A 19302-nucleotide genomic window follows, 5' to 3' on the forward strand; every position below is an offset into this window, starting at 1 on the left:
CCGGCTCAAAGATAAAAAACTGACAATTTTTTTAGCTTAGCCGAGCTCGGCTGCCACACGTTTAGAGAAATGCAACAGATTGTGACAAACGCGTGAATATTCTGCGCGCGACTGCCGCAGCTCAACGACGATGGAGCAGGCGTCGCAACTGGGTCAGCTCCACCTCGCGCCCTGTTTTGTCGAGTGCGCTCTCGAGCAGGGTGCGGTCACCGTCGCGCAGCATCGTCCACTGGGTGAAATACTCGTGCACGGTACGCCAGGGCGGAAAGCCCGGCGGCATGCTGCGCCAGGTGGCGCCGGTGTGGAGAAAGTACAGGACGGCGCAGAACACGTCGTACAGGTCGTGCTTGCGCGGGCGGGTCTTGCGGCGCGCTGCTTCCAGCAGCCCACGCACGGGCTCGAACTGCTCACGAGAAATGTCGCTGGGATAGGCCGGACGATCCATGGCGCGCCCTCCAAAATAACTTGGAGGCGGCGATCCGGAACAGGTTCCAAGACGGCCTCAACCACAGGCCGCCCGGAAGCGGGTTTTCAGTCGCGGGCGAGCGCCAGGAACTCGGTGCGCAGCGCCAGGTTCGGCTGCAGTTCGCCCAGCATGGCGGAGGTGATGGTTTCCTCGCCGATGGCGCGGATGCCGCGGCTTTCCATGCACAGATGGCGGCACTTGACGACCACACCCACCGCCTTCGGTTCCAGTACTTGCATCAGCGCATTGGCGATCTGGATCGTCATGCGCTCCTGCACCTGCAGGCGCTTGGAAAAGATGTCGACCAGGCGGGTCAGTTTCGACAGGCCGACGATCTTCCCGTTCGGCAGGTAGCCGACGGTGGCCTTGCCGAAGAAGGGCGCCAGGTGATGCTCGCAATGGCTGTAAACCGGAATGTTGCGCACCACGATGAGTTCGTTGTATTGCTCGGCGCCGTCCTCGAAAGCCTTGAGTACTTCGACCGGATCCTGGTCATAGCCCGAAGTCCAGTGTTTCCAGGCCTTCGCCACGCGCTGCGGCGTTTCCTGCAGGCCCGGGCGGTCAGGATCCTCGCCCAGGCTGGTCAGCAAACGGCGCCAGTCGTGTTCGGTGAAAGCTTCTTTGTCAGACATGGTGAACCCTACGAAAATCGATTGCCGCAAGTATATAGAAAATGCGCGATGGGGTCTGGGCGCTGCCAATTTGTTGAGCAAAAACAATGTGTCTACGCAACAGCGCGGGTAGCGTGGACAGTGGTTTTTCGACCTGGGAGATCGCCATGTTCGGCAGCACCGTCCTCGAAGTCGCCATCGGTTTGACGTTTTGTTATGGCACCCTGGCGCTGGTCGTCAGTAGCCTGCAGGAAGCGCTGGCGGCGGCCTTCAGCCTGCGCGCCAACATGCTGCTCGACGCCATCAAGCGCATGCTGGACGATCCGCGCTGCGAGGCGCTGGCGCAGAGCCTGTACGATCACCCGCTGGTCAATCCGCACGGCAGCAGCAAGGAACGGCGCGCGCTGTCCGGCAAGCCTCTCGTGGCCCGACCATCCTACATCGAACCCGCACACTTCGCGATCGCCCTGCTCGATTCGCTGCGCAGCAACCCGGCCATTCCGCTGCAGGCGGCGATCGAAGCCCTGCCCGACGAGCAGCTCAGGCGCGTGCTGCTGGCCCTGTACCGCCAGTCCAGCGGCGACCTGCAGCGCTTCCAGGACGGCATCGCCGGCTGGTTCAATAGCGCGATGGAACGCCTGTCCGGCATCTACAAGCGGCGCCAGCTCCTGATTTCCTTCCTGCTGGCCCTGCTGCTCACCATCCTGCTCAACATCGATAGCATCCATCTGTTCCAGACCCTGTGGCAGAACCCGGCCCTGGCGGCGCAGATCAAGGCGGCCCCGGCCGCGCTGGACGCCGAGGCCCTGCGCCAGCTATGGGCAATGCCGATCGGCTGGAGCAGCTTTCCGCCGCAGCTGGACAGCGCATTCGCGCTGCAGGCGGCCGGCTGGCTGATCACCGCCGGCACCACCCTGTTCGGCGCCCCGTTCTGGTTCGACCTGCTGCAGCGCGCCGTCCAGCTGCGCAGCACCGGCGCCAAGCCCCAGGCCGCGGTACGCCACACGCCGGAGAGCGCGCCGGCGCAGTCCTGAACCTAACGGTGCGGCGGGCGGTGGGCGTCCACCAGCACGCTCGACACTGACATGTGCGGCACCCGTTCGGGCCACTCGTCATCCGGCCCGAACCAGCGCGCTTCGGCAATCTCCGACGCGTCCACCCGGATCTCGCCATCCAGGTAGTCGGCCGTGAAGGCCAGCATCAGCGAATGCGGGAAAGGCCAGGACTGGCTCGCGAAATAGCGCAGGTTCCGCACCCGCAGCCCCACCTCTTCGTACACCTCGCGGTGGATCGCTTCTTCCACCGACTCGCCCGCCTCCAGGAACCCGGCCAGCGGCACGAAACGCTTGACGGCGGAGGCCACGTGCATCGCCAGCAGTACGCTGTCGCCCTTCTTGATCAGCACCATCATGGCCGGCGAGATACGCGGGTAGGCCATGTGGCCGCACTGCACGCATTTGTAGCAGCGCTCGCCGGCCGCCAGCACGGTGCCGCTGCCGCAGGCGCCGCAGAAGCGGTGGGTGCGCGCCCATTCAGCGACCTGGGCGGCGCGCGCCGCCAGGCCCAGCAGCTCCTCGTCCATCTCCGCGAACAGCGAACGCAGGCCGCGCAGGGCATAGCCCGGCGGCAGCACGGGTTCGGCGTCGAACCAGCCGGCCTCGCAATAGCGCTCGCCATGCAGGCCGAGCGGCTGCAGGCGGGCCCGGTCGACCGCCAGGCGCTCGAGCGTGGCGGCATCGGGCAGCGCCAGGTCGTGCTCGCGCACCAGCAGACGGCCGTCGTGGAACAGGAAGCTGCGGGGTGCGGGATCGGGACGGGGCGCGAACAGCGGGGTGAAGGTGGAAGGTGTCTGGAGCATGTTCAGGTATGGGCAGGCGGGACGATGCCCCGATCATACCGCCTTTCCCGACGCCATTCTTCCACCCGCATTAAGGATGCCCCGCGCGCGTTTCCGCACTCCGCCCGCGGCGTGCGGATTCTCGCCAACGGCGTGAACTAATCGCTGCTCATCAGGCTCCAAGTTGGGCCCTTTTGCTGCTTCAGACGGATACCAGGAGAAGACATGGACGACACCCCAGTTGTGCTTGGCATAAACCGGACCCAGGACGCCAGCATCTGCCTGATGCACGGCTCGCACCTGGACTGGGCTATCCAGAAAGAACGCATCACGCGCCGCAAGCACCACTGGGGCAAGTCCGGCGACCTGCGCGAGCACTACCTGCCGCAGCTGCCCGGGCTCGAGCGCCCGATCGACATCGTGGTCGAATGCTTCTCGTCCGACGACGAAATCCGCAGCCTGTCCTCGTACGAAGAAGAACTTGCCGCCACGCTGACCCTGTCGCACGGCAGCCGCCGCGCGCGCATTTCGCACCACCTGGCCCACCTGTACAGCGTGTTCCACCCTTCCCCCTTCGGCGAAGCGGCGGTCATGGTCATCGACGGCCAGGGCAGCCCGGTGTCCGACTTCACCGAATCCTGGAGCGGGGCCGCCAGCACGCCACGCGAATGGCGCGAGGTAGCGTCCTTCTACAGCGCGAGCCGCAAGGACATCCGCTGCATCGGCAAGCAGGTATGGGACCCCGTTGGCGGCCGCCACGACGACGGCCGCCTCGTCGGGCTCGGCATGTTCTACTTCCTGCTGACGCAGGCGATCTTCCCGGGCGAGGGCAACGAGGGCAAGGTGATGGGCCTGGCGCCCTACGGCGACCCGGCCGCCCTCGGCCTGCCGCCGCTCGACGTCGAGGGCATGGCGGTCGGCATTCCATCGGCCTGGCGTTCGCTGCTGCGCGAACGCAGCCGCTTCCGCTTCGGCAGCACCGAAGCGCGCTTCACCGACTGCGCCAACCTGGCGGCGGCCGGCCAGCGCGCCTTCGAGGACGCACTGATCGCACTGGCGCACTGGCTGTTCCGCCAGACCGGGGCCGAGCACCTGTGCTTCGCCGGCGGCACCGCCCTGAACTGTTCCGCCAACCAACGCCTGCTGCGCGAAACGCCGTTCCGGCGCGTGTTCCTGCCGCCGGCCCCGAGCGACGCCGGCACCGCCCTCGGCTGCGCCATCTACGGCCTCACCGAACTGGCGGACCAGCCCTGCGACTTCCGCTGGAGCGCCGACTATCTCGGGCCGCCGCCCCAGCTGTCCGATATCGAGGCAGCGCTGCAAGACGCCGGCGACCTGATCGTCGAACGGCCACGCGGTCGCGACGCCCTGTGCGCGCGCATGCTCGACCTGCTGTGCACCGGGCGCGTGATCGGCCTCTACCAGGGGCGCAGCGAATTCGGCCCGCGCGCGCTGGGGCACCGCAGCATCCTCGCCGATCCGCGCCGCGACCGCATCCGCGACTGGATCAATGCGCGCGTCAAGCAGCGTGAGTGGTTCCGTCCGCTCGCACCGGTGGTGCCTGAAGAACGTGCGTCGGCGTATTTCGACGTGGCCGGCACCTCGCCCTTCATGCAGTTCGCGGCGCCGGTACGCCCCGATGTGGCACCGATGCTGCAGGCCATCACCCATGTCGACGGCACCGCACGCCTGCAAACCGTCGGGCCCGGAGACGATCCGCTGCTGCGTGCCCTGCTGGCCGGCTTCGAGGTGCGCACCGGCATACCGGTGCTGCTCAACACCTCGTTCAACGGCAAGGACGAGCCCATCGTCGAGACGCCCTTCGAGGCCGTGGCCGCATTCCGCCAAATGCCCCTGCACGCACTGGCCATGCCCCCCTTCCTGGTCACCAAGCGCAACGAGCCGGAGCTGCCGGTATGACCCGTGAATATCCGGGGCGCCCGAGCGTACCGGCCGGCGGCACGCCGACCATTCACGTCTCGGGCGACGAGCCGCGCTTTCGCATTGCCATCGACCGCTGCGAAGACGGGCTGGCGCAGGTGCTGGGCGATGCGCACGACCGCCGGGTCGAGCGAATCGCGCGCAAGCTCCTCGACCGTTCGTGCCGGGCTCGATCCGGCGCCGTACCGGCGCGGCATCGTAGGGGATCGGCGCCGGCGGGCGCCATGTTGTTTGCGCAAGGCTGGACTATCTGGAGAACACATGAGCCGCCGTTCCTTCCTGCAGCGCCACGATATTCACCAGGTCATCGTGTTCCGTGCCCTCCAGCTGGGCGACATGCTCTGTGCCGTGCCGGCCTTGCGGGCGCTGCGCGCGGCCTTGTCCGGCGCCAGGATCGTGCTGACCGGCTTGCCCTGGGCAAGCCAGTTCGCGCAGCGTTTCGACGCCTACGTGGACGAGTTCATTCCCTTCCCGGGGCACCCGCTACTGCCCGAACAGGCAGTCCGGCAAGACGAACTGACCTCTTACTATGCCGCCATCTGCGACCGCGGCTTCGACCTCGCGCTGCAGTTGCACGGCAGCGGCGACGTGACGAACCATGTCGTCGCCGGATTCGGCGCCAGGACAATGGCCGGCTTCACCCGCGGTGAGGCCAGCCAGAGCCACCGGACCCTGCTCCTTCCCTATCCCGACAGCGGCGCCGAGCCGGAACGGCTACTGACCCTGCTGGACCGGCTGGGTGCGCCGATCGGTGGCGCGCAGCTCGAGTTCCCGCTGCGGCGCGAGGACATCGACGAGCTCGAAGCCAGCAAGGTCGCGCCCGGTCTGGAGCCAGGCAACTACATTTGCATCCACGCGGGCGCCCGCAAGCGCGACAAATGCTGGCCGCCCGAACGCTTTGCGGAAGTGGCGGACCAGATCAAACACGAGTTCGGATTCGATACCGTCCTGACCGGCTCGGCCGACGAAGCGCCGCTGGCACGCGCGGTCGCCGCACACATGCGCACACCGGCGGTCGAAGCGGCGGCGCCGATTTCGATCGGCGCCATGGCCGCACTGATGAGCCGGTCACGGCTGCTGATCTGTAACGACACCGGCGTCTCGCACATCGCCGCCGGGCTCGGGCTGAACAGCGTGGTAGTGTTCAGCAAGGCCGATATCGCCCGCTGGGCGCCGGCCGACCGGCTACGCCACCGCTGCATCTGGGATCCGGCCGCCGAGCGCGCCGCTGTCGTGCTCCAGCATGCGCGCGCCCTGCTGGCCGGGACGGCGCCGAGCGGGCAGCGCGCGGCGGGGATGTGGCCCTACTGGTAACGGATGCGGCGCTGCCGCTACGCTTGCAGGATCACGGCTTCATCCATCCCCACGCCTTTGCAGCTGCGCCAGCGCCAGACCAAGCACCTGCTCGACCGGAACGTCATCCACGAAGCTCTGCTGGTGCGTACAACGCGACACGCGATTGTCGACGCCGCATAGCGCGCACCGGACCTGCGCCGACACGGCCGCCTGCAACAGGCTGGGCCGCAAAGCTGCGCCGTCGACCAGGTTCGTGTACCAGAAAATGCCGACCGCCGGTGTGCCGATCGCCAGCGCCAGGTGCAGCGGACCGGTATCGTTGGACACCACCAGCGCGGCACGCTCGAGCAGACCGAGCAGGCCGCCCAGCCCGAGCTTTCCGGACAGGTCGAGGGCCGGATGGCGCATGCCGCCCACGATGCTGCGCACCAGGCCCGCCTCGTCCGCCGTGCCATTGACGGTAACGAGCGCGCCGGCCGAGGCCAGCGCATCGCCGACGGCGGCAAAGCGCTCTGGCGGCCAGCATCGCCGCGGGTCGGACGATTCCGGTTGCAGCAACACCAGGGGCTGGGCACGTTCCAGTGGCGTGGAACCCGGGCATGGCGGCACGCTCGGCCGCCAGAAGCGCCGCTGCAGCCGCGCGGTCGGCGGGCATGAGCGCCAGTTCGCGCGCCAGCGGGGGCAGCGTGGCGCCGGCCAATGCCGCGATCTCCAGCAAGGCCAGCCGCCGGTTGGCGGGCTCGACATGCGCAACCCAGCGGTCGAGCGCTGCCGCGCCTTGCGCGCGCGCACCGATGGTGAGCCGTGCGCCGAGCCGCATGGCGAAAGGGTTCGAATAACGTCCACCGCCGAACATCTGCGCCACGATATCGAAACCTTCGTCGCGCATGCGTGCGACGAAGCGCTCGACAGCCGCGCCCTCCACGGTATCGCCGGCGGGCGCGCCGACACCCGGAATGGGTGGCAACACGACGACCCGGTCGACCGGCCCCGTCCGCCCGTGCAGGAATTGTGCATGCCAGGCCTTGCCCAGGAAAACCAGCTCGGCATCGGGATAGGCGTGCTTCAGCGCCTGCAGTGCCGGCAGGGCGAAAACGAAGTCGCCCACCGCGTTTGGCCGCAGTACCGCGATCTTGGCGACCCCGTGCAGGCGCATCGGGCTGCCATTCATGGGCCTGTCCCTGGCACTGCGGTACGCGCCCGCAAACCGCGCCGTGGGAACAGCACCCGGTGTGGAGGCCGTGCCTCGCTCACGGCCGCGCCTGCGTCGGGGCGGCTTGCACAGGTGCCGGCTGCCCCGGCGATGCCGGCTGCGCAGGGCTGCCGGCATGCGGCAGCAGCGCCCAGGGCGCATCGACCTCGCGCGCCTTGAGCGTGGTCGGCAACTCCATGTGGTAGGCGCCGGAAGGCAGCATGCCGCAGCCGCCGAAACGCTCCATCACGCGCAACTGGGCAAGCACGTCTTCGCCGCAGTGCCCGGGTGGCAGGTGCCGCCAGGTGTCGACCTGGCGCCCGGTGGCGCGCAGGTAGCGCAGCACGGCCACCACCTCGGGCTGGCCGAGTGCGCCCGCGCCTTCGGTCTGGTCGGATACGACGATGCGCAGCGCGGGATAATCCTGGGCGCCGATCGCGGTCAGCGCGACCGCCAGCGCCGCCGGCCGGCAGCAGCTGGGAACCAGCACGTCGATGCGCGGCAGCGTCATTCAGCTTCCCGCCTGGGCCGCGCCACCTGCCGCCGGCCCGTACAGGTAGGGGTTGAGGGCGGGGTCGTTGTACATCTTGAACTGGCGGTAAACCTTGAAATAGGCCTGGCCCGCACGCGCTTCGCGCAGCAGCTGGTCGAGGCAGGCGGCAAGGTCGTGGCGCTGCTGGTTGTAGCGGTCGATCAGGCGCTTGCTGGTGGCGATCTCGGCGGCCGCAACGTCGACCCGGCGCGCGCGGTCTTCTTCTTGCCACAACAGGCAGTTGTAGCGATGGGTGGCGTCGATGGCGCGCCACGCTCCGGGAAGCTCGGCCGGGCGATGCAGGCTCGGCCAGTCGGGCTGGGCAAGCTCGCCATCGTGGAAGCCCATCACCGCGACCGCGTTGACTGTGCTGGACATGGCATCCCCGTTCGTCGTCATACCCGTTGGAGACGGCAGGCCCGGCGAAGTTCTGGCGGTGACCAGTCCGGCTTGGGCCGGCGCAAAGCGCCGCAGTCCAGGCGAAAAAAAACGCAGACGGCGCGCTGCGCGGTCTGCGTTGGAAGCCCGGCTTGCGCCGTGCGAGGATCGGGTGCCGGCCAGGAACCCAGGCCGGCGAAAACTTTACTTCAGCATTCGGGTACGGCTGGCGACGAAGGCGATTACCAGCGCCAGGACGCCGAGGTAGGCGATCGCGGCCTGCATGCCGGCGAAGTGGGCGACCGCGCCGATCACCGGCGGACCGATCAGGCTGCCGCTATACGCCATGCTGGCGACGCCGGCCAGGGCCATCGGGCCTTGGGTACCTGCTGCGCTGAACACGAACGGAAACAGGAGCGCCAGGCCGAGGCCGGCGATCGCGAAACCCACCAGGGCGACGTAAGCGCTTGGCGCCAGCACCGCGAACATCAGGCCGCTGGCACCCACGAGCGAGCCGATGGTGACCAGGCGCTGGGCGCTGAAGCGCATCTTGAGCTTGTCGCCCATCAGGCGCGACATCAGCATCATGACCGAGAAAGCCGACAGGGCCAGTGGCGCCAGGCCATCAGACGCGCCGAAATGCTGTTTCAGGAACACGCCGCTCCAGTCGGCAATGCTGCCTTCCGTCATCGCCCCCAGGAAACCCAACAGGCCCAGCAGCACCAGCGGACCACGCGGCAGCGAGAACGACTTCTTCTCGACCTGTTCCGGAACGCCATCGGCGTCCATCAGGCTGAAGGCGAGCCACAGCACCAGCGCCAGCGGACCGACCAGCATCATGAAGTGATTCACCGGAGCGATCTTCATGCTGGCCATCAGGCTGCCCAGGGTCGCGCCCACCAGGCCGCCGGCACAGCTGATCCCATGCAGCTTCGACATTTCCGATTTGCCGGTCTGCTCTTCACGCTTGGTAGCGGCCGAGTTGATGGCCACGTCGTACACGCTCGCGGTCACGCCCAGCAGCAGCACCGCCATCATCAGGCGCGCGACGTCGGGCGCCATGCCGATCGAGACCAGGACGGCCAGCAGGGCCATGCCCGACGTGAGCAGCGACTTGCGTGCACCGAAGCGTCGCATCAGGAAGGACGAGATCGGGAAGGACAGCAGCGCGCCGAGGCCGCCGCACAGGAGGACCATCGACAGGCCCGAATGCGAGACCTTCACGCCTTGGGCCAGGGCCGGGATGCGGCCGGCCCATGAGCCCATGACCAGGCCGAACAGTGCAAACGCCACCGGTAGGGCGTATTGCTGGGTTTGCGCGAAACTGAAACTGAAACCGGAACGCGAGGCGGAAGCGGTAGTGTGCATCGGAAAGGAAGATTGTTAAATTTTTCGGGAAAATTCGAGAAGTGCCAGCCAATCCTGATCGGTGAAATGATTTACGTCAGGAAGCTGATGGGAGGCAATTCTAAACGTCGGAAAAATTTTTTGTTTGCCGCGCGGAAAAATATTTTATGCCGTTGTTTTGCGCCGACAAATTGCTGCCAACATCCTTATCGAACCACTACAGAACCGTACAAAAGCGAACAGAAAATAGGCCAAGAGCCCTTTAAATGTAAGCAAATGCTTCCGAGCTGACGGATTCTTCGCCATCAGGGCATCGTGCCGAAGCAAGAAAAATTTGAATACACCCAGCCATGACATATCGCTCCATCGTTTAAATTACATTGGCTCAAATGGAATAATCAATATGGCAACTTCAGCATAAGCCGGGCTGATTCAACCACCCCTTTATCAGGCTTGCCTATTTCAGTTATTCAGTCATTGAATTGTGAAATCTCAGCTTTCGCATTTAAATCCGGTTTAAAAGCAGAAATAAATGGAAGCGTTGTCAAAAAAACAGAAAAGCCAGCCATATGGGCTGTTCTGTCCCGTATGGCTGGCTGTCGGTCCGGCGCTGCGGCCTGGTATCAGACGAGCTGCAGGCTCACGTCGATATTGCCGCGGGTCGCGTTCGAGTAAGGGCAGACGACATGGGCGCGTTCGATCAGGGTACGTGCTTCCTCTTCCGGCAGGCCCGGCAGGCTGATCTGCAGTAGCACTTCGATGCCAAAGCCGGTCGGGATCGGGCCGATGCCGACGCTGCCCTGCACCGACACGTCGGGCGAGATCTTCAGCTTGTCGCGGGCGGCGACGAATTTCATGGCGCCGAGGAAGCAGGCCGAGTAGCCGGCAGCGAACAACTGCTCCGGGTTGCTGCCCGCGCCGCCTGCGCCGCCCAGCTCCTTCGGGGTGGACAGCCTGATGTCGAGTGCATTGTCGGACGAGACGGCGCGGCCGTCGCGGCCGCCGGTGACCTGGGCGCTTGCACGGTAGAGGACTTTTTCGATTGCCATGGAGATGCTCCTTTGCGGGTTGTGGGCCAAGCCCAAATCATTGTTAGCGATTAGATCGCGCGCTACTTAAATTGTGCTGGCCTGGACCAAGGTCCGTGCCATGAAAGCGATAATACATAGCGCACTATTTAATTGCAAGCTATTTTTCTGTGGCGACAAATGCGCGGTGTCGACCAGCGCAAGCATGCTGCACATGGCGGCGCCTTCGGGTCGTGCGCAAGGCGACGGGCGCGGCCTGCGCTACCCCGCAGACGCCTGCACCGCACCCGGCTCCGGCTTCCGCTCGCCGATCTGCTGGCGCCACATCGCGTAGTACAGGCCTTTCTGCGCCACCAGGGCGGCGTGCGTGCCGGTTTCGACGATGCGGCCCTTTTCCAGCACGTGGATGGCGTCGGCATGCATGACGGTGGACAGCCGGTGCGCGATCAGGATCGTGATCTGGCCGGCGCGCGCCGAGATGTCGCGCACGGTGTTGGTGATCTGCTCTTCGGTGAGCGAATCGAGCGCCGACGTCGCCTCGTCGAAGATCAGGAGACGCGGCTCGCGCACCAGCGCCCGGGCGATCGACAGGCGTTGCTTCTCGCCGCCCGACAGCTTCATGCCGCGCTCGCCGATGATCGTGTCCAGTCCCTCGGGCGACTTCTCGACCAGGTTCAGGCAGGAAGCTTGCGCCATCGCGGCCATGAGCTGCGCATCGCTCGCATCCGGTTTCACGAACAGCAGGTTGTCGCGGATGGTCCCCGCGAACAGGTGGGTCTCCTGGGTCACGAAGCCGATCTGGCGGCGTGCCTCGTTGTAGCGCAGGTCTTCGGTCGAGATCTCGTTGTAGAACACCTTGCCGCGCGCCGGCGTGTACAGCCCCACCAGCAGCTTCACCAGGGTCGACTTGCCCGAGCCGGAGGGCCCGACGAAGGCAAGCGTCTGCCCCAGGGCGGCGCTGAACGAGATATCCTCCAGCGCGTCTTCGGGCGCCCCCTTGTGGCGAAAGCCGACCTCGGCGAAGCGGATCTGCTGGAGCGGTCCGATCTCGACGAAGTCTTGCGGACGGCGCTCGATCGGCTTGTCCATCAGCGCGCGGAAGTTCAGCAGCGAGGCCTCGACCTCGCGGTGCGCCAGGATGATGTTCCCCAACTCCTGCAGCGGCGCGAAGATCGCCACCGAGATGAACTGCATCGCGATCAGTTCGCCGGTCGAGAGGACATTCCGGAAGATCAGCCATAGCAGCGCGAACAGGATCGCCAGTTTCAGCAGGCTCAGGGTACTGCCCTGCAGGAAGGAGAGCAGGCGGATCCGCTTCACTTTCTCCATCTCGAGCGCGAAGATGCTGTCGGTCTGCGCCTTCAGGCGCCGGATCTCGGTGAAGGTCAGGCCCAGGCTCTTGATCAGCTCGATGTTGCGCAGCGACTCGGTGATGAAACCGGAATTCCGGTTGGTTTCGCGCACGATCGAACGCTGCTGGGTCTTGATCTCGCGCGAGAGCAGGCCGGTCAGCCCGCCCAGCACCAGCACCCCGACCACGAACACCGGCACCAGCAGCCAGTGCTTGGTGACCGCGTACCAGACCAGGAAGGAGACCCCGACCAGCGAGGCAAATACGGTGTTGATGAAGGTGTTGATGAAGCGTTCGCTGTCGGCGCGCACCTTCTGCAGCAGCGACAGGGTCTCGCCGCTGCGCAGGTCTTCGAATTCCTGGTATTTCAGGCGCAGCACCTGCCGCAGGCCGTCATTGAAAATCGCCACGCCCAGCCGCTGCACCACCAGTCTCGTGACATATTCCTGCAGCGCCTTGGCCAGGCGCGCCAGCAGGGCCACCAGCACGGCAAGCCCCAGCAGGCGCATCACGCCGGACACCAGCTGCTCGTCGGTCCTGTCGCCGGGATGGAGGGCATAGTCGTCGATGATCTTGCCGAAGATGATCGGGTCGACCAGGTTCAGCACCTGTGCCAGGCCGGCCAGCAGCAGCGCCAGCATGGCGAGGCGCCAGTGCGGGCGCAGGTAGCTCCAGAGGATGTGCATGTTGGCATCTTACCAATGCATGCCTCGCGGGCGCGCACGGCCGGCCGCCTGCGCTGCGACAGCACGCGACGGGCTGAACGCGGCGTCACATCCCCGGCAAACACAGTAAAGTGATCATATTTGCCACACTTTTCTGCAGGAGGACGACGTGAAAGACAGCAGCTGTGCTCCCGGACCGCGGTCCCTGCTGTCTGCCATCGGCCAGGCCCGGTCCGCACGCCTGATCCCACGGAGCTGACGGCATGCTGCTCCTGCTCCTGCTCCTGCTTCTGCCTTTCGGCGCCGCGCTGCTCGCCTCGTGGATGCCGGGCGATTCGCGCGACCGCCCCGCCGCCATCGCCGGCATTGCCACGCTGGCCGCGCTGGGGCTGGCGATCGCCCAGTTCGGCCGCATCGCCGCCGGCGAGGTCCCGCAGCTGCGTGTTGCATGGCTGCCGGAATTCGGGCTCGACATCGTCCTGCGCATGGACGGCCTGGCATGGGTGTTTACCGTCATGGTGCTCGGCATCGGCGCACTGGTGCTGCTGTATGCGCGCTATTACATGTCGAAGCGCGATCCCGTCCCGCGCTTCTACGCCTACATCATGGCCTTCATGGGGTCGATGCTCGGGGTCGTCCTGTCGGGCAACCTCATCCAGCTGGTCGTGTTCTGGGAGCTGACCAGCGTCACGTCCTTTCTCCTGATCGGCTACTGGCAGGAGCGCAACGACGCCCGGCGCGGGGCGCGCATGGCCTTCGTGGTGACCGCCATGGGCGGCCTGTGCCTGCTGGCGGGCGTGCTGCTGCTCGGCCATATCGCCGGCAGCTACGAACTCGAGGCCGTGCTCGCGGCGGGCAACCGGATCCGCGACCACGACTGGTACCGGCCGGTCCTGGTGCTGGTCGTGCTCGGGGCGCTGACCAAGAGCGCCCAGTTCCCCTTTCACTTCTGGCTGCCGCATGCGATGGCCGCGCCGACACCGGTATCGGCCTACCTGCATTCCGCCACCATGGTCAAGGCCGGCGTGTTCCTGCTGATGCGCCTGTGGCCGGCCCTGGCGGGCAGCGTGGAGTGGTTCTGGGTGCTGGGCAGCGCCGGGGTCTGCACTTTGCTGCTGGGTTCCTTCTTCGCGATCTTCCAGAGCGACATGAAGGGGTTGCTGGCCTATTCCACCATCAGCCACCTGGGACTGATCACGGTCCTGATGAGCATCGGCACGCCGCTGTCGGTGGTGGCGGCCGTGTTCCACACCATGAACCATGCGGTGTTCAAGGCCTCGCTGTTCATGGCGGTCGGCATCATCGACCACGAGTCGGGCACGCGCGACATGCGCCTGCTGCGCGGACTACGGCGCGTCATGCCGCATACCGCGGCGCTGGCGATCGTGGCCAGCGCCGCCATGGCCGGCGTTCCCCTCATGAACGGCTTCCTGTCCAAGGAGATGTTCTTCGCCGAGACAGTGCACGTCGGCGGCCGCGAGAACTGGTGGATGTCGGTCGCGGCGGTGGCGATGGGCGTGTTCAGCGTGGCCTACTCGCTGCGCTACATCAGCGTCTTCTTCGGCCCCCTCGCGCGCAACCTGCCCGAGCAGCCGCATGAGCCGCCGCGCTGGATGCGCGTGCCGATCGAATGCCTGGTGCTGCTGTGCATTGCGGTGGGGGTGATGCCGGAGCGGGTGGTGGGCGATGTGCTGGCGGTGGCCGCTCACGCCATCCTGGGACCGACCATGCCGGAATACGATCTGGCGATCTGGCACGGGTTCAACCTGCCGCTGGTGATGAGCCTGGTAGCACTGGGCGGCGGCCTGGTGTTGTACCTGGTGTTGCGCAAGCGCTTCGACCTGGCCCAGCGCGACCGCACCCCGCTGTTCCACCACCTGCGCGGCGCCCAGTTGTACGAGACCAGCATGCTGGGGCTGTCACTGGGCGCGCGTCGGCTGATCCGCCTGGCCGGCACACGCCACCTGCAGTCGCAACTGCTGGTGCTGGTGGCGGCCGGGGTGGCCGTTCCCCTGCTGCTGGCGCGGCCGGAGCGCAGCTGGCCGCTTCCCGGCCTGGCCGGCACCGATCCGCTGTTCGCCATGCTGTGGGTGATCGGCGCCGGCTGCGCGGTGGGCGCCGCCTGGCAGGCCAAATACCACCGCCTCACCGCCCTGGCCCTGGCCGGAGCCACCGGCCTGGCCACGACCATCACTTTCCTGTGGCTGTCGGCGCCCGACCTGGCGCTGACCCAGTTCATGGTCGAGACGGTGACCGCGATCCTGATCCTGCTCGGCCTGCGCTGGCTGCCGCCGCGCTTTGCGCCGCCCGGCCTCGCGCCGCACGCGCCGGCCGCTACCCGGCTGCGGCGCGCGCGCGATGCGACGGTGGCCGTGGCCGGCGGACTGGCCCTGGCAGCGGCAAGCTACACCGTGCTGACGCAGCCGCGCGTGAGCGGCATCCGCGATTTCTTCGTGCTGCGCGCCCTGCCCGAAGGCGGCGGCGCCAACGTGGTCAATGTGCTGCTGGTCGACTTCCGCGGCTTCGACACGCTGGGCGAGATCACGGTGCTGTCGGCGGTCGCGCTGACGGTCTATGCGCTGCTGCGGCGCTTCCGTCCCGCGCCCGAGAGCATTCCGATCCCGGTGCAGCAGGCCAACGACGTCGATCCGGCGGTGCGCCAGAAACCGGCCCAACAAGCCGGTTCCGGCTATCTGATGGTGCAGGCCATCTACCTGCGCTTCCTGCTGCCGGGCATCGGCGTAGTGGCCGTCTACTTCTTCATGCGCGGCCACAACGAGCCGGGCGGCGGCTTCGTCGCCGGCCTGGTGTTTTCCACCGCGCTGATCGTGCAGTACATGGTGGCCGGCACCGACTGGGTCGAGTCGCAACTGCGCCTGCGGCCGCATCGCTGGATCGGCTGGGGCCTGGCGCTGGCCTGCGGCACCGGGCTGGGCGCCTGGCTGTTCGGCTATCCCTTCCTGACCAGCCATACCGCGCACCTGCACCTGCCCCTGCTCGGCGAGCTGCACGTTCCGTCGGCCTTCCTGTTCGACCTGGGCGTGTTCTTCGTCGTGGTGGGCACCACCATGCTGGTACTGGTGGCGCTGGCGCACCAGTCGCTGCGCAGTCGCCGCACCGAGCGCGACGCCGCGCCCACAGCCCCGGCCACGCCCGCCACCATCGCGCCCCCCAAGGAGATCGAGTAAATGGAAACCGTCATCTCGCTCGCGATCGGCATCGTGTTCGGCTCCGGCATCTGGCTGATCGTGCGTCCACGCAGCTACCAGGTGCTGATCGGACTGCTCCTGATGTCGTATGCCGTCAACCTGTTCATCTTCGTCATGGGTGGACTGACGGTGGACAGTCCGCCGCTCACCCGTGCCGGCAAGGTCCCCGACCCGGCGGCGCTGGCCGATCCGGTGCCGCAGGCGCTGGTGCTCACCGCCATCGTGATCGGCTTCGCCACCACCGCGCTGTACCTGGTGGTGATGATCGGCGCCCGCGGCCTGACCGGCACCGACCACGTGGACGGCGAGGAGCCCCGCATATGAGCCTTGCATGGAGCGAACACCTGGCGATCCTGCCCGTGCTGCTGCCGCTGCTGAGCGGCGCGCTCATGACGCCGTTCACCCAGGGCTGGCACCGCCTCAAGTTCGCGCTCGCCTATGGCACGGTGCTGGCGTTGCTGGCCAATGCGCTGGCCCTGTGCATGCTGGCCGACGGCGTCCGGGCCGGCGGCATCGGCATCTACTTCGCCGCCAACTGGGCCGCCCCCTTCGGCATCACGCTGGTGGCCGACCGCCTGGCCGCCGCCATGCTGCTGCTGACGGCCGTGCTGGCGCTGGCGGCGCTGCACTACGCCCAGCCGCGCTGGAGCCGGCTCGGCGTGCACTTCCATTCGCTGTTCCAGTTCCTGCTCATGGGGATCAACGGCGCCTTCCTGACCCACGACCTGTTCAACCTGTTCGTGTTCTTCGAGGTGATGCTGGCGGCTTCCTATGGCCTGGTCCTGCACGGCTACAACGCCGAGCGGCTGCGCGCCAGCCTGCATTACATCGCGGTCAACCTCACCGCTTCCCTGCTGTTCCTGATCGGCATCGCCCTGGTCTACGCGACCACGGGCACGCTCAACATGGCGGACCTGGCGGCGCGCATCGGCGCGCTCGAGGCCGGACGCGGCGCCCTGCTGCATGCGGGCCTGAGCGTGCTGGCCCTGGCCTTCCTGGTCAAGGCGGCGATGTGGCCGTTCGGCTTCTGGCTGCCGACCACCTACGCGGCCGCCTCGCCGCCGGTCGCGGTCATGCTGGTCTTGATGACCAAGGTCGGCGCGTATGCGGTCCTGCGCGTCTGGCTGCTCGTGTTTCCCGACACCGGCGGCGATGCGGCAGCCTTCGGCTACGACGCGCTGCTGTGGGGCGGCATGGTAACGATCCTGTACGGCGCCGCCGGCATGCTGGCCACCGACACCGCCGGTCGGCTGGCCGGCTATGCGGCGGTCGTCTCGTCCGGCACGCTGCTGGCCGTCATCGGCTACGGCCAGGCCTCGCTGGTCACCGCAGGGCTGTACTACTTTGTCGTATCGACCCTCGCCCTGGGCGCCTTCGTGCTGCTGATCGAACTGGTCGACCGCATCCGTACGCCGCGCGCCGCGATGCTGGCCCTGACCGCCGAAGCCTTCGCGGTCGAGGACATGCCGGCCGAGCCGAAAGGAAAAGGCGTGCCGGCGGCGATGGCCTTCCTGTCGCTGGCATTCATGGCCTGCGCGCTCTCCATTGCGGGCCTGCCGCCGCTGGCGGGCTTCGTCGCCAAGTTCGGCATGTTCCACGCCGTGATCAACCCGGCGCCGGGCATGCCCGGCGTCGGCGCCGCCGGCTGGTGCCTGATGGCGCTGGTGTTCGGTTCCGGCCTGCTGGCCATCGTGTCGATGATGCGTTTCGGCGTGCGCAGCTTCTGGGCCACGGAAACGGCCGGCCCGCCCAGGCTGCACACGGCCGAGGTGGTGCCGGTGGTGGCGCTGCTGCTGGTGTCGGTGCTGCTGACGATCCAGGCCCGCCCCGTATTCGGCTACCTGGCGCGCGCCAGCGCCGAGCTGCACGACCCCGGGCTGTATGTCGAGCGCGTGCTGGGTACGCCCCCGGTGCCCGGCCCCGCCCGGCCGGACAAGGCTTCGCCGGCACCGGAGGCGCCATGATGCGCTGGCTTCCCCATCCGATCGTGTCGCTGGGCCTGTGCGTACTGTGGCTGCTGCTCAACCAGTCGCTGTCGCCGGCGCACCTGCTGTTCGGGGCGCTGCTTGGCATTGCGGTGCCGTGGCTGTCGCGCCGGCTGCTGCCCCTCGGCTACCCGCGCATGCGCGCCCCGCTGACCATGGTGCGCCTGCTGGCCATGGCCACGGTCGAGATCGTACGCTCGTGCTTCGGTGTCAGCCGCATCATCCTGTCGGGGAACGCCCGCAATGTCGAGGCACGCTTCATCCTGGTGCCGCTGACCATCCGCGACCCCTATGGCCTGGCGATGCTGTCCTGCCTGATCACCATGACCCCCGGTACCGTCTGGGTCGAAATCCTGCCCGAGCGTTACGAACTGGCCATGCACGTGTTCGACCTGCACGACGCCGACTGGTGGGTCGATACCATCAAGACCCGCTACGAGCGGCCCCTGATCACCATTTTCGAACCGGAGAACGACAATGGACACCCTGCTTGAATTCGCCGTCGGCTACGCCCTGGTCTGCGTCCTGCTGGCGATGGTGCTGTGCACCGTACGCCTGCTGGTCGGCCCCGAGGCGCACGACCGGGTGCTGGCGCTGGACACGCTCTGGATGTCGGGCATGCTGCTGGCCATCGTGCTCGGCATCCGCTTCGGCACCCAGGTGTATTTCGAGGTGGCGCTGCTGGTGGCGCTGCTCGGCTTCGCCTCGACCTTTGCCCTGGCAAAGTTCCTGATGCGTGGGGAGATCATCGAATGAAGGGCATCGAGGCCATTCCCGGCTGGGCGGCGCTGCCGGTGGCCCTGCTGCTGGTGCTGGGCGCCAGCATCGTCCTGATCGGCGCCTTCGGCCTGGTGCGCCTGCCCCTGTTCTACCAGCGCATCCACGGCCCGGCCATCACGGTCACCCTCGGCGCCGCCTGCCTGCTGCTGGCCTCGACAATCTATTTCACGGTGGCGCAGTCGCGCCTGGTGATTCATGAAATCCTGATCGGGGTATTCATCTTCCTGACGGCGCCGGTGGTGACGATGACGATCGTGCGCGCCGCGGTGTACCGCGACCTGCGGGCGCGCAAGCACGATTCCGGCGCGACGGCGGGAGAGGTGTATGTCATTCCCGAACAACCCGACGAGGAAGTGCCGGGCCGGCGCTAGCCGTAACATCGGCGGCTTCCTTGCGCTTGCGATCTTCTTCCGCCTGCCGACGCGCGCGTTCGCGCTCGCGCTCGGCCGCGGCCAGTTGTTTCGCGAGCTTGCCGGCGGCGGCCTGTGCTGCGGGCGTCGCCGCCTTGCAATAGCTCAGGGCAACACACTTTTTCGCGCGTAAGGCAATAAAGGTCTAGGCGATGCGATGTCGTGCTGACATCAAAAGTTTCGTCTAAATAAGGCGATATGCGGTTTGTACGACATGACACCGGTGCGCGTGATCGGCAATAAAAAAACGAAGCCACCGAGGTGGCTTCGTTTT

The 19302-nt window shown here is 66.9% G+C and carries 17 protein-coding genes and 1 pseudogene; 9 read left to right on the forward strand and 9 right to left on the reverse strand.

The annotated features are described in order from the left end of the window. Positions 1–121: 121 nt before the first annotated feature. Positions 122–445, reverse strand: coding sequence for a transposase (locus IM543_00115; GenBank protein ID QOY94378.1), 324 nt, complete (start codon positions 443–445; stop codon positions 122–124). Positions 446–531: 86 nt separating this feature from the next. After that, positions 532–1098, reverse strand: coding sequence for a GTP cyclohydrolase I FolE (gene folE, locus IM543_00120; GenBank protein ID QOY94379.1), 567 nt, complete (start codon positions 1096–1098; stop codon positions 532–534). Positions 1099–1244: 146 nt separating this feature from the next. Here folE and IM543_00125 point away from each other — a divergent pair, with 146 nt between their 5' ends. Further along, a complete protein-coding gene (locus tag IM543_00125) occupies positions 1245–2111 on the forward strand; it encodes a hypothetical protein (protein ID QOY94380.1) in 867 nt (288 codons plus the stop codon). Positions 2112–2113: 2 nt separating this feature from the next. On the opposite strand, the gene nudC is transcribed toward IM543_00125, so the two are convergent. Continuing rightward, positions 2114–2935, reverse strand: coding sequence for an NAD(+) diphosphatase (gene nudC, locus IM543_00130; GenBank protein QOY94381.1), 822 nt, complete (start codon positions 2933–2935; stop codon positions 2114–2116). Between the two features lie 204 nt (positions 2936–3139). Between nudC and IM543_00135 the strand changes: the two genes are divergently transcribed. Then, a complete protein-coding gene (locus tag IM543_00135) occupies positions 3140–4834 on the forward strand; it encodes a carbamoyltransferase (GenBank protein QOY94382.1) in 1695 nt (564 codons plus the stop codon). 282 nt (positions 4835–5116) lie between these two features. Then, positions 5117–6169 (forward strand): glycosyltransferase family 9 protein, encoded by a 1053-nt coding sequence (locus IM543_00140; GenBank protein QOY94383.1) that lies wholly within the window; start codon positions 5117–5119, stop codon positions 6167–6169. Positions 6170–6208: 39 nt separating this feature from the next. Here the strand turns inward: IM543_00140 and IM543_00145 are convergent. From IM543_00145 to IM543_00170, 6 genes and pseudogenes are all read right to left on the reverse strand, one after another. Continuing rightward, a pseudogene (locus tag IM543_00145) lies at positions 6209–7322 on the reverse strand (glycosyltransferase family 9 protein). Positions 7323–7401: 79 nt separating this feature from the next. After that, entirely contained in the window at positions 7402–7854 is a 453-nt protein-coding gene (locus IM543_00150; protein ID QOY94384.1) for a hypothetical protein, read from the reverse strand. Then, positions 7855–8253 carry a DUF4254 domain-containing protein gene (locus IM543_00155; protein QOY94385.1) on the reverse strand — a complete coding sequence of 133 codons (399 nt, stop codon included), beginning with the start codon at positions 8251–8253 and terminating at the stop codon, positions 7855–7857. A 204-nt stretch (positions 8254–8457) separates the two neighbouring features. Further along, positions 8458–9621, reverse strand: a complete 1164-nt coding sequence (locus tag IM543_00160) for an MFS transporter (GenBank protein QOY94386.1) — start codon at positions 9619–9621, stop codon at positions 8458–8460. A gap of 602 nt (positions 9622–10223) precedes the next feature. Next, positions 10224–10649: an organic hydroperoxide resistance protein gene (locus tag IM543_00165; protein ID QOY94387.1), complete on the reverse strand. Its 426-nt coding sequence runs from the start codon at positions 10647–10649 to the stop codon at positions 10224–10226. Between the two features lie 240 nt (positions 10650–10889). Continuing rightward, positions 10890–12665: an ABC transporter ATP-binding protein gene (locus IM543_00170; GenBank protein QOY94388.1), complete on the reverse strand. Its 1776-nt coding sequence runs from the start codon at positions 12663–12665 to the stop codon at positions 10890–10892. Between the two features lie 242 nt (positions 12666–12907). Between IM543_00170 and IM543_00175 the strand changes: the two genes are divergently transcribed. From IM543_00175 to IM543_00200, 6 genes are read left to right on the forward strand one after another with little or no spacing between them, the layout of a single operon-like run. Continuing rightward, complete coding sequence (locus IM543_00175) at positions 12908–15832, forward strand: monovalent cation/H+ antiporter subunit A (GenBank protein QOY94389.1); 2925 nt, start codon at positions 12908–12910, stop codon at positions 15830–15832. After that, a complete protein-coding gene (locus IM543_00180) occupies positions 15833–16177 on the forward strand; it encodes a Na+/H+ antiporter subunit C (protein ID QOY94390.1) in 345 nt (114 codons plus the stop codon). Then, positions 16174–17817: a monovalent cation/H+ antiporter subunit D gene (locus IM543_00185; protein ID QOY94391.1), complete on the forward strand. Its 1644-nt coding sequence runs from the start codon at positions 16174–16176 to the stop codon at positions 17815–17817. Before IM543_00180 ends, IM543_00185 begins: the two co-directional genes overlap by 4 nt. After that, a complete protein-coding gene (locus IM543_00190) occupies positions 17814–18332 on the forward strand; it encodes a Na+/H+ antiporter subunit E (GenBank protein QOY94392.1) in 519 nt (172 codons plus the stop codon). The genes IM543_00185 and IM543_00190 overlap by 4 nt, the downstream gene beginning before the upstream one ends. After that, on the forward strand, positions 18316–18594 hold the full coding sequence (locus tag IM543_00195; protein QOY94393.1) for a K+/H+ antiporter subunit F: 279 nt from the start codon (positions 18316–18318) through the stop codon (positions 18592–18594). Before IM543_00190 ends, IM543_00195 begins: the two co-directional genes overlap by 17 nt. Next, positions 18591–18989 carry a cation:proton antiporter gene (locus IM543_00200; GenBank protein QOY94394.1) on the forward strand — a complete coding sequence of 133 codons (399 nt, stop codon included), beginning with the start codon at positions 18591–18593 and terminating at the stop codon, positions 18987–18989. The genes IM543_00195 and IM543_00200 overlap by 4 nt, the downstream gene beginning before the upstream one ends. Positions 18990–19302 lie beyond the last annotated feature (313 nt).

The organism is Massilia sp. UMI-21 (genome assembly GCA_015277795.1).
Taxonomy (GTDB): Bacteria; Pseudomonadota; Gammaproteobacteria; order Burkholderiales; family Burkholderiaceae_D; genus Telluria.

Coding starts and splice junctions, on each gene's coding strand:
- IM543_00115 (QOY94378.1), bottom strand. CDS start 445: ATGGATCGTCCGGCCTATCCCAGCGACATTTCTCGTGAGCAGTTCGAG.
- folE (QOY94379.1), bottom strand. CDS start 1,098: ATGTCTGACAAAGAAGCTTTCACCGAACACGACTGGCGCCGTTTGCTG.
- IM543_00125 (QOY94380.1), top strand. CDS start 1,245: ATGTTCGGCAGCACCGTCCTCGAAGTCGCCATCGGTTTGACGTTTTGT.
- nudC (QOY94381.1), bottom strand. CDS start 2,935: ATGCTCCAGACACCTTCCACCTTCACCCCGCTGTTCGCGCCCCGTCCC.
- IM543_00135 (QOY94382.1), top strand. CDS start 3,140: ATGGACGACACCCCAGTTGTGCTTGGCATAAACCGGACCCAGGACGCC.
- IM543_00140 (QOY94383.1), top strand. CDS start 5,117: ATGAGCCGCCGTTCCTTCCTGCAGCGCCACGATATTCACCAGGTCATC.
- IM543_00150 (QOY94384.1), bottom strand. CDS start 7,854: ATGACGCTGCCGCGCATCGACGTGCTGGTTCCCAGCTGCTGCCGGCCG.
- IM543_00155 (QOY94385.1), bottom strand. CDS start 8,253: ATGTCCAGCACAGTCAACGCGGTCGCGGTGATGGGCTTCCACGATGGC.
- IM543_00160 (QOY94386.1), bottom strand. CDS start 9,621: ATGCACACTACCGCTTCCGCCTCGCGTTCCGGTTTCAGTTTCAGTTTC.
- IM543_00165 (QOY94387.1), bottom strand. CDS start 10,649: ATGGCAATCGAAAAAGTCCTCTACCGTGCAAGCGCCCAGGTCACCGGC.
- IM543_00170 (QOY94388.1), bottom strand. CDS start 12,665: ATGCACATCCTCTGGAGCTACCTGCGCCCGCACTGGCGCCTCGCCATG.
- IM543_00175 (QOY94389.1), top strand. CDS start 12,908: ATGCTGCTCCTGCTCCTGCTCCTGCTTCTGCCTTTCGGCGCCGCGCTG.
- IM543_00180 (QOY94390.1), top strand. CDS start 15,833: ATGGAAACCGTCATCTCGCTCGCGATCGGCATCGTGTTCGGCTCCGGC.
- IM543_00185 (QOY94391.1), top strand. CDS start 16,174: ATGAGCCTTGCATGGAGCGAACACCTGGCGATCCTGCCCGTGCTGCTG.
- IM543_00190 (QOY94392.1), top strand. CDS start 17,814: ATGATGCGCTGGCTTCCCCATCCGATCGTGTCGCTGGGCCTGTGCGTA.
- IM543_00195 (QOY94393.1), top strand. CDS start 18,316: ATGGACACCCTGCTTGAATTCGCCGTCGGCTACGCCCTGGTCTGCGTC.
- IM543_00200 (QOY94394.1), top strand. CDS start 18,591: ATGAAGGGCATCGAGGCCATTCCCGGCTGGGCGGCGCTGCCGGTGGCC.